The organism is Acidimicrobiales bacterium (genome assembly GCA_035540975.1).
GTDB lineage: Bacteria > Actinomycetota > Acidimicrobiia > Acidimicrobiales.
The window spans coordinates 1-9,586 of the sequence record DATLFN010000086.1; the positions used below are offsets into that span (position 1 = coordinate 1).

At 72.7% G+C, this 9,586-nt stretch carries 7 protein-coding genes; all 7 read left to right on the plus strand.

From position 1 onward, the window contains the following. Positions 1-1,048: 1,048 nt before the first annotated feature. On the plus strand, positions 1,049-2,317 hold the full coding sequence (locus VM242_09715; GenBank protein HVM05439.1) for an EAL domain-containing response regulator: 1,269 nt from the start codon (positions 1,049-1,051) through the stop codon (positions 2,315-2,317). 255 nt (positions 2,318-2,572) lie between these two features. Beyond that, positions 2,573-2,998, plus strand: a complete 426-nt coding sequence (locus VM242_09720) for a chemotaxis protein CheW (protein ID HVM05440.1) — start codon at positions 2,573-2,575, stop codon at positions 2,996-2,998. A 1,032-nt stretch (positions 2,999-4,030) separates the two neighbouring features. Next, the gene (locus tag VM242_09725; protein ID HVM05441.1) at positions 4,031-5,104 is read left to right on the plus strand and encodes a chemotaxis protein CheW; all 1,074 of its coding nucleotides are present in this window, start codon (positions 4,031-4,033) and stop codon (positions 5,102-5,104) included. A 29-nt stretch (positions 5,105-5,133) separates the two neighbouring features. Then, positions 5,134-6,588 (plus strand): methyl-accepting chemotaxis protein, encoded by a 1,455-nt coding sequence (locus tag VM242_09730; protein HVM05442.1) that lies wholly within the window; start codon positions 5,134-5,136, stop codon positions 6,586-6,588. Beyond that, complete coding sequence (locus tag VM242_09735) at positions 6,585-8,438, plus strand: ATP-binding protein (protein ID HVM05443.1); 1,854 nt, start codon at positions 6,585-6,587, stop codon at positions 8,436-8,438. Before VM242_09730 ends, VM242_09735 begins: the two co-directional genes overlap by 4 nt. Beyond that, on the plus strand, positions 8,383-8,661 hold the full coding sequence (locus VM242_09740; GenBank protein ID HVM05444.1) for a response regulator: 279 nt from the start codon (positions 8,383-8,385) through the stop codon (positions 8,659-8,661). Before VM242_09735 ends, VM242_09740 begins: the two co-directional genes overlap by 56 nt. Then, a partial coding sequence (locus VM242_09745; GenBank protein ID HVM05445.1) for a chemotaxis protein CheB occupies positions 8,658-9,586 on the plus strand: 929 nt, incomplete at its 3' end. The genes VM242_09740 and VM242_09745, both read left to right, overlap by 4 nt.

Below are 9,586 nucleotides of genomic sequence, written 5' to 3' on the forward strand. Positions count from 1 at the left end.
CGTCTTGGTCCGGCCCCCCTCGGTGAGGACCAGCGCAGGGCTCTCGTGGGGCGCCCCGCTTGCGCAGCGACACGTCGGCTTCCCGCACCGCCGCCGGAACGTGGTCAGGCTCCCCCGCAGCACCAAAGGTTGCGATCCCCGTGGAATGCAGGCCATCGTAGGTCCTTTCTGTAGCGTGCTCCTGCTACAGACCAGGACACCTCAGACTGAGCCATCGCTGGTGGATCCTTGGTCAGCTCCCCTACACCAAGGGGATGAGGTGCTCACTCGAAAGGAGCCGCACCCCGATGAGATGACCTGCAGAACGCGGCCCCCCGACCTGCCTGGGCCGCTCCTACCGGCGCGTAGTTCCGTCCGCCGAGCGCCAGCGCGGCGGGTCAAGGGCCGTAAATCACCTGTCAGGCTATGGCGCAGCTTCACCCGCAGTCTGGTCGACGGCATGGGCGCGTCGACGCCCAGCAGTACCTGGTGAGCCTCGGGGCGTGCCTGAGCATCGACAACTTCGGAACCGGGACGTCGCGCCTGGCTGAGCTCGGCGCGCTACTCCTCGACGAGGTCAAGATCGACAGGTCGCTGACGAAACGGCTCGGTGGCGACGAGCGCGAACGGATCGTCACGGCCATGGATGCGGTTCGCGCACGCCCTGGACCTGCGCGTCGTCGCCGAGGGAGTGGAGAACCACGCGCAGGCAGCGCAGCTTCGACGGATGGGATGCGATATTGGCCCAGGGTCACCACTGGAGCCACCCCGTCCCACCAGGCGAGGCGCAGTTCGGAAGCGCATGAGCCCTTGAGGGCTAGCGTCCATGACATGCCCGGAGCGCACAGGCTGCCCTCGGGGAGGGAGTCCGATACTGCGCTGGCCGCACGCCCGCCGGCAGGTCGGGATAGTCCGGACCATGATATTTCGTATACGGTTTGGCTGGCTCCATACGGTCACTCAGGAGCAAGCCGAAGGTGCAACTCAGTGCAACGCCGTCGGCTCACGTCGGACCGCGCGAGCAGATGACGGAGGGCTCGAGGATGGGAATCGCCGGCAGGGCCAAACGGTGACCGGATCGCCGCCGGATCTGTGGTCGCCGCTGGCGGGTGACGCGTTGGCCGGTGCCACCGTTCTCGTGGTGGACGATGACCGGGTGAACGTCGTGCTCCTCGAGCACGTGCTGCAGCGCGCCGGAGTGGGGACCGTCCACGGCGTGACTGATCCCTCCCGGGCCGTGAGCGCCTGCCTCGAGTTCCAGCCCGATCTGGTGATGCTCGACCTGCACATGCCGGGCGCCGACGGACTCGACGTGCTCGGCCAGCTGCGGAAAGCGCTCCCCGCCGATGAGTTCCTCCCCGTGATCGTGCTCACGGGGGACGTGCGCTCCGAGGCGAGAGACGACGCGCTGGCGGCCGGCGCCAAGGACTTCGTCACCAAGCCGTTCGACCACACCGAAGTGGTCCTGCGGGTCCAGAACCTGATCGAGACCCGCATCCTGTACGACCGTGTGCGCCGGCACAACACCGAACTGCGGACCGAGCTGGACGAGCGCACGGAGCTCGAGCGGGGGGAGCGGGCCGAGCACGCGGCCCGTCGGCGCCGGGTCGAAGGCGCTCTCGCCGGCGATGTGCTCCGCATGGTGTTCCAGCCCATCACCGACCTCGCCTCCAACGCGGTGGTCGGCGTGGAGGCCCTCGCCCGGTTCGCCTGCCCGCCGGAGCGGCCCCCGAACGAGTGGTTCGCGGAGGCGGCCGAAGTCGGCCTCGGGACGGAGCTGGAGCTGGCCGCGGTCCAAGCGGCGTTGGCGGCGGTGGACCGGTTCTCTGCGGCGACCTTCGTGTCCGTGAACATCTCGCCGTCGACCGCCCTGGCACCCGAGCTGGGGGAACTGGTCGCCCGGGGGCCGGCGGCGCGCATCGTGTTGGAGCTGACCGAGCACCACCGGATCGACTCCTACGACTCCGTGCTGGGGGCGATCGAGGGCCTGCGGCGCCATGGGGTGCGGCTGGCGGTGGACGACGCCGGTGCCGGCTATGCCGGTCTCCACCACATCCTCCGGCTCCGCCCCGAGATCCTCAAGCTCGACATGGCCCTTACGCGGGGAATCGACGCCGACCCGGCCCGGCGGGCGCTGGCCACCGCCCTCGTCCACTTCGCCGCCGAAATCGACTCCATGATCGTTGCTGAGGGCGTGGAGACGACCGAGGAGCTCGACACGCTCACGTCGCTCGGAGTGCAGTGGGCCCAGGGGTACCTTCTCGGGCGACCGACGCCGCCCGCCGACCACTCCTCGGATGCTTCGGCTTCCCCGCGGTGGCGGCCGAGCAAGCGTTGAGCGTCGGCGGTCGTGTCGTCTGCGGCGGGGCGGGCAATCGGCCGCCGCTTCCCGAACCGGAGATGCAATCGACGAGCCCGAGTCTCCTCTACAATCCCCCAAGTTGTACCGAGCCCGACAAGACGGCGAGCGACTCGCTGGCGTTGGACTCTCCCGACAACCGGCCGCAAGGGCACGGCGTCGGTACCGGCCGAAGGAGACATGCAGATCGGGACCGACTCTCGAACGTCTGACGGACATGATGACCGTCTGGCGGTGCTGCTCGTCGAGGTCGATCGCGTGCGCTGCGGGATCCCGGCGGCCGACGTGGCCGAGCTGCACCCGGTGGTGGCGACAGTCGCGCTACCCGGCGCGCCGGCCGTCATCGACGGCGCCATCGACGTGCGGGGCTCGGTGGTCGCCGTGCTCGACCTGCGGGGCCGGCTCGGCCTCACCCGACGTCCACCGCTCCTCAGCGACCACCTGGTCGTCTGCCGGGTCGGGGAGCGGTCCGTCGCCCTGCGCGTCGACCGCGCCTTGGAGCTCGTGTCGGTGCCCCGTCATCGCATCGACGAGGCCGACCACCTCGACGGCGGTAGCCACCTGAGCGGCGTGGCCAGGCTGTCGGACGGACTGGTCCTGATCCAGGATCTCGCCCTTTCCTCTCCGACGTTGAGGCCGCCTCCCTGGACGGCGCCCTGAACGCTGTGCGATCCGGGCAGGAGAATCGCCGGTGAGTCGGCGTGCCACAGAGGCCCAGCGGGTGGCCCGATTCGTGGCCGAGCGAGCCGGGGTTGACCCCTCCGGGCCCCGGTACGCCGACTTGGTGGCGCTGGCGGCGCGCACCATGGTCGAGGTCGGCCCCACGGGCGCCGAGGAGTTCCAGCGGTCGCTCGAGCGCGACGCCGACATGTTCGACCGGCTTGTGGTCTCGCTGACCGTCGGGGAGAGCTACTTCTTCCGGGAACCAGCGCAGATCGAGCTGCTGCGCCAGCGAGCGCTCCCCGAGCGAGCCGACGTCCGTGGTCCGGCGGGGACCCTGCGGTTGTGGAGTGCGGGCTGCGCTACCGGGCAGGAGGCGTACACGCTGGCCATTCTGCTGAACGAGGAGGGTCTGGCCTCCCGGTCCCGGGTGCTGGCCACCGATCTGTCACGCCAGGCCCTCGAGCGGGCTCGGCGCGGCGTCTACGGCAACTGGTCGCTCCGGGCCCTGGACGACCGCCGCCGACACGCCTACTTCCGGGAGGTGCCAGGAGGGTTCGCCATCGACCGGGGCCTGGCCCGTGCCATCACCTTCCGCCAGCACAATCTGGTCGATGCCGCCGCCGGTCGAACGGTCCGGGACATGGACGTGGTGTTGTGCCGCAACGTCCTGGTCTACCTGACCCCGGCGGCCGTGGCGGCGGTCGGCCGCGTGCTGGTGGAGGCGCTGGCCCCGGGCGGATGGCTACTCACCGCCTCCACCGATCCCGCCTCGAGGGCGTGGAGGGCCTCCACACCGTGGTCACGCCCGAGGGAATGGCCTACCGCCGTATGGCGGCCGAGCCCGCCGGGCCGCAGCGGCGTCGCCGGACGGCGTCGCCGCCATTGCCACCACGCCAGGCTTCACGGGGTCGGTCCGTCGTCTCCGCGCCGCGCCGGCCGGATCCCGTCGACACCGCTCCCGGTCATTCCGCTGGCACGCCCGCGGCGGCGAGCGCGGCCGACGTCGGGTTGGCCTCCGCCCGCCACGCCTTGGCACGGGGCGACTACGAAGGCGCGGCGACCGCCGCCGCCGCGCTGGTCGCCGGCGCCGGCGGCGCCGAGGCCCACGTCATCCTGGTCCGAGCCCTCGGCAGCGCCGGCCGCCTCGCGGTGGCCGCCGATGCGGCCGCCGCCGCCGTCGCTCTCTTCCCCGTCCATGTGGAGCTTCGCCTCCTGCAGGCCATCGTGTTGCTCGAGTCCGCCGACGCCCCCCAGGCCGAGGCAGCCGCCAGGGCGGCGGCCTACCTCGACCCGGGCCTGGCCATGGCCCACCTCACGCTGGCCCGGGCCGAGGACGCCTTGGGCGACCAGGTGGCCGCCCGCCGCAGCTACCGCAACGCCCTGGCCGTCCTCGAGGTGATGCCGGCTGACCACCCCGGTCCCGTTGGCCGACGGCGAAACGGCCGGCCGCCTGGCCCGCCTGGCACGCGCCGGGGATTCCCGCCCCCGTACGGCGTCGACAAGGGCGGGCGCATGAGTACCGGTCCGCGACGACCGCCGGCAGGCGGCACCAACCTCGCCCCTCGCGATGGCAGCCGGCCCTTCGACCACACGCAAGCCATCTTGGACGAGCGGGCTCGGGCGCTGGCCCGGCCGGCACGGGTCGAGCAGAGCGGTGACCTCGTTGCCGTCGTGGCGTTCGCCATCGGAGGCGTGCGGCACGCCTTCGAGGCGCGGTTCGTTCGTGAGGTATTGGTCGCTCCCGACGTGTCGACGGTGCCGTCGGCTCCACCCGCCGTGGTCGGCGTCACCAACGTCCGGGGCGAGATCCTCACCATCGCAGACATCAGCGCCCTGCTCGGCGTGGCCGCGCCTCGCTCAGGAGGACCGGTCGTCATCTTGGACGGGACGGCGCCTCCCCTCGGTGTCGTGGTGGACGAGGTCCACGACTTCGTGAACCTGCCGACCGGGTCCATCGCCCCGCTCCCCGCCAACGGCGGTCCCGTAGAGCGGCCCGGGGCCAGCCTGGTGCTGGGTGCCTCACCCGATGCGGTGGTCCTGTCCGCCGAGGCCGTGTTGCGCGACCCGCGCCTGTCCGCCGCCCATCCCAGGAGTGACCGATGAGACCTGCAACCTCGCGACCCGCTGCCCACATGACGATCGGTCGCCAGGTCTTCGTGGGGTACCTCGCCACGCTGGTCGTCACCCTCGTGCTCGTGGTGGTCGCCACCGCCGCCCTCAACCGGGTCTCGGACGCCAAGGACACGGTGATCGAGCGGGACGCCGCCTTGGTCACCGGCGCTTACCGCCTCGACGCCAACGTGTCGGAGCGCTCGGCGGTCAGCCGTGGGTACTTCCTCACCCGCAACGAGCGCGAGCTCGATTCGCTGCGGGAGCTGGAGGAGGCGTACGACGTCTTGTTCGCCGAGTTGCTGGGGGCCGTGCACACCGAGGCGGGGCGAGGGCTGCTCGATCAGGTCGGCGACGCCGAGTCGACTTGGAGAACAGCGGTGAACGAGGTGGCCGGCGCGGCACGGGCCGGTGCCTCCGCCGACGAGGTGAGCCGGCTGGCCGAGGCGGGCCCGTTCCAGCGGCGGGCGGAGCTGCGCTCCGCCGTTCGGCGGTTCATCGAGCGCCAGGAGCGCCTGATCGCCGGAGCCGTGCGCCAAGCCGACCAGCGCGCCGAGCGCTCGTTGCAGGTGGTGTGGGGCCTGGCGGCTGCGGCGCTGGCGGTGGCCCTGGCCCTGGCCACGCTTATCACCCGCCAGGTGTCGAGAACGCTGTCCGCCCTGTCGCGAACGGTGGACCGGGCGGCCCGCGACCTGGTGGCCGGTACCACCCAGCAGGTGACCGGGTTCACGCAGCAGGCGGCCGCCGCCCAGGAGACGGTGGCCACCGTGGAGGAACTGGTGCAGACGGCCCAGCAGTCGGCGCAGCGGGCCCGCACGGTGGCCGACCGCGCCCTGCACTCGGCCGAGGTGGCCCAGGAGGGGATCCGTGCGGTGGAGGGCTCGGCCCAGGGCATGGAGGCCATCAGGGCGCAGGTGGACTCCATCGCCCAGGGCGTGGTCACGCTGGCCGAGCGGGCCCAGGCCGTGTCGCACATCGTCGACACGGTGAACGAGATCGCCGAGCAGACCCACCTGCTCGCCCTCAACGCCGCCATCGAAGCGGCCAGGGCAGGCGAGCACGGACGCGGGTTCGGCGTGGTGGCCAGCGAGGTGAAGGGCCTGGCCGACCAGTCCCGCCGGGCCACCGCCCAGGTGAACGAGATCCTCCGGGAGATCCAAGGCGGGACCAACAGCGCCGTGATGCTCACCGAGGCGGGCACCAAGAGCGTGAGCGAGGGCATGCGCCTCGTCACCCAGACGGGCCAGACCATCACCGAACTCTCCGAGACGGTGGCGGAGGCCACCTTGGCGGCCGAGCAGATCGCCGCCTCCTCCAACCAGCAGGCGGCCGCCACGTCTCAGATCAGCCAGGCCATGAAGGAGATCGACGCGGTGATGGAGCAGAACCTGGCCGCCGCCCGCCAGGCCGAGCAGACGGCCCACGAGCTCGATGCGGTCGCCACCCGGCTGAAATCACTCGTGGGGGCCGGTGAGTGACCACCGACCGGGACGGGCTGCGCTCCCGTCTCCGCTCGCTGTTTCTCGACGAGCTCGACGAGCACGTGCTGGTCCTCAACCGAGGGCTGGTAACGCTCGAGCAGGGAGTGACCGCCACCCGCGCCGGCGAGTTGGTCAACGAGCTGTTCCGCTCGGCCCACAGCCTCAAAGGCGCGGCCCAGGCGGCGGCGGTCGAGCCGGTGGCCGCCATCGGCCACGGCCTCGAGAGCGCGCTGGCCGACGTGCGCGACCGGGGCCCCGAGGCGGAGATCCCGGCCCTCCAGCCGCTGTTCCAGGCCGTCGACGCGCTGGCCACCGCCGGCCGCCGGATGCGGGAGGACGGCGACATCTCCCAGCTCCCGGTTGCCGGGATCGTGCGGGCGCTGTCGGCCGCTGCCGGCAACGGCGGTGGTGGGCGACGACCGGGAGGGCTGGATGCGCCTGTCCGTGCCCGGCCCGGGGCGGCCGGCCCGGAGCCCGTCGCGGCCGCCCCGGCCGCACCGGCGACGAGACAGGCCGTGGCCCGGGTGCCGGCGGCGCGACTGGAGGCGCTGCTGGGCGGGTCCGGCGAGATCCTGCTCGCCTGCGAGGGCGTGCACGCCGCCGTCGCCGGATCACCGGCGCCCGAGATCGCCTCGGCCGCCCGGGTCCTGGCGAGCGCCCAGCGCGCCCTCACCGACGCCGTGCGCCAAGCCGGCGTGGTCCCGTTCGGCGAGGCGTGTGCGGGACTGGACCGCGTCGTCAGGGACGTGGCGCGGGCGACAGGCCGGCAGGTCTGCCTGGTGGTGGTGGGCGGCGACGTGGAGCTCGACCGCCCCATCGTCGAGGCCCTGCGCGACCCGTTGCTGCACCTGGTACGCAACGCCGTCGACCACGGGATCGAGCCGCCCCAGGCACGGGCCTCGGCAGGCAAGGAACCGACCGGGTCCCTCACCGTGGCGGCGTCCGTCGAAGGCGACCGGGTGGCCGTGACGGTGTCGGACGACGGCAGCGGAGTCGATGCCGACGCCGTGCGGGCAGCAGCCGCCCGGCGCGGCATGGGCGCCCCCGTCGGACCCGAGACCGAGGTGATCGGCGACCTGGTGTTCGCCCCGGGCGTTTCGACGGCGCCGCTCCTCACCGAGATCTCGGGCCGCGGCGTGGGGCTCGACGCCGTCCGGACGGCGGTGGAGGCGCTCGGCGGCTCGGTGGCTTTGGAGTCGACTGCGGGCGCCGGCACGTGCGTGACGATGCTGGTCCCGGTGACCCGCTCGGTGATGCGGGTCCTTCTGGTCACCGCCGGTGGAGCGACCTTCGCCCTGCCGACTTCGGGCGTCGGGCGCATCGTCCGGGCCACGGCGCAGGATCTGCGCTCCACCGCCGGGCGCACCGTGCTCGCCGTGGACGGTCACCTCCTGCCCGCGGCCTGGCTGATCGACGCAGTGGGAACCGGGAGAGGACCCGAGCGGGCCACCACCCTGGACGGCGTGGTCGTCGATGCCGCCGGGGGCGAGGCCATCCTCGTCGTGGACGGCGTCGTGGCCGAGCAGGAGGCCGTGATCAAGCCGCCGCCGGCCCGGCTGGCCGGCCTGGCCGGCGTCCTGGGCGCCACCATCCTGCCCGGCGGCCGGGTCGTGGTGGTGGTGAACCCGACCACCATCGTGCGCCTGGCGCTGGAGCGGGCGCGGCCCCCCGTCGAGGCCACCGAGGCGCCCCCCCGGGCCCGCCGCGTCCTCCTGGTCGACGACACCCTGACCACCAAGGACCCTCGAGCGCAGCATCCTCGAGACCGCCGGCTACGAGGTGGTGGCAGCGGTGGACGGGCTGCATGCCCTGGAGTTACTGCGATCGCAGGACGACCTGGGCGTTGACGCCGTGGTGAGCGACGTCAACATGCCCCGCCTGGACGGCCTCGGCCTGTGCCAGGCGCTGCGGTCGTCGGACCGCTTCGCCAGGCTGCCGGTGGTGCTGGTGACGTCCTTAGCCAGTGAGGAGGACCGGCGTCGCGGCGTCCAAGCCGGGGCCGACGCCTACATCGCCAAGTCGGAGTTCGACCAGTCGATGCTCCTCGACACCCTGGCCCGGTTGCTGTGAGCGGCGCCCGTCGGGTGCGGGTGCTGGTCGCCGAGGACTCGTCCACCGCCCGGGAGCTGCTGGTCTCGCTGTTCCGCGACGATCCCGGCACCGAGGTGGCGGGGGAGGCGGCCAACGGTCTCCAGGCGGTCGAGCTCACCAAGCGGCTGCGGCCCGACCTGGTGGTGATGGACATCCACATGCCCGAGATGGACGGTTTCGAGGCGACGAAGCGCATCATGATCGAGGCGCCCACGCCCGTCATCATCGTCACCGCCGCCCACGATCCGCGAGATGTCGAGATGAGCCTGCGGGCCGTACGCCTCGGCGCCCTCACCCTGCTCCCCAAGCCCACCGGCCCCGGCGCTCCGTCCTTCGACGCCGAGGCGCACCGGCTGGTCACCCTGGCCAAGGCGCTGTCGCAGGTTGCGGTGGTGCGGCGGCGTTGGCCCGCCGTCGACGGCGGCGAACCCCCCACCGCAGGCGGGCCCGACGCCACCGCCCGGAGAGCGCATCTGGGCGGTCGCGTGGACGTGGTGGCGGTTGCCGCCTCCACGGGTGGGCCGGCCGCCCTGTACCGGCTGCTCGAACAGCTCCCCCGGGACACCGACGTCCCCGTGCTGGTGGTGCAGCACATCGCCGAGGGGTTCAGCCAGGGCCTGGTTACGTGGCTCGGTTCGGGGACGGCCCTTCCGGTGAAGCTGGCCGCCCACGGGGAGCCGCTCGCCGGCGGCGTGGTGTACGTGGCCCCGTGCCGGTTCCACCTGGAGGTGGGCCCCCACCGCTCGGTCGTGCTCTCCGACGCCCCGGCGATGGGCGGGTTCCGGCCATCGGCCACGGTGCTGTTCCGATCCGTGGCCGCCGTCTACGGGCGGTCTGCCGCTGGCGTGGTCCTCACCGGCATGGGCGACGACGGCTGCGAGGGTGTGGCCGACCTGCGCCTGGG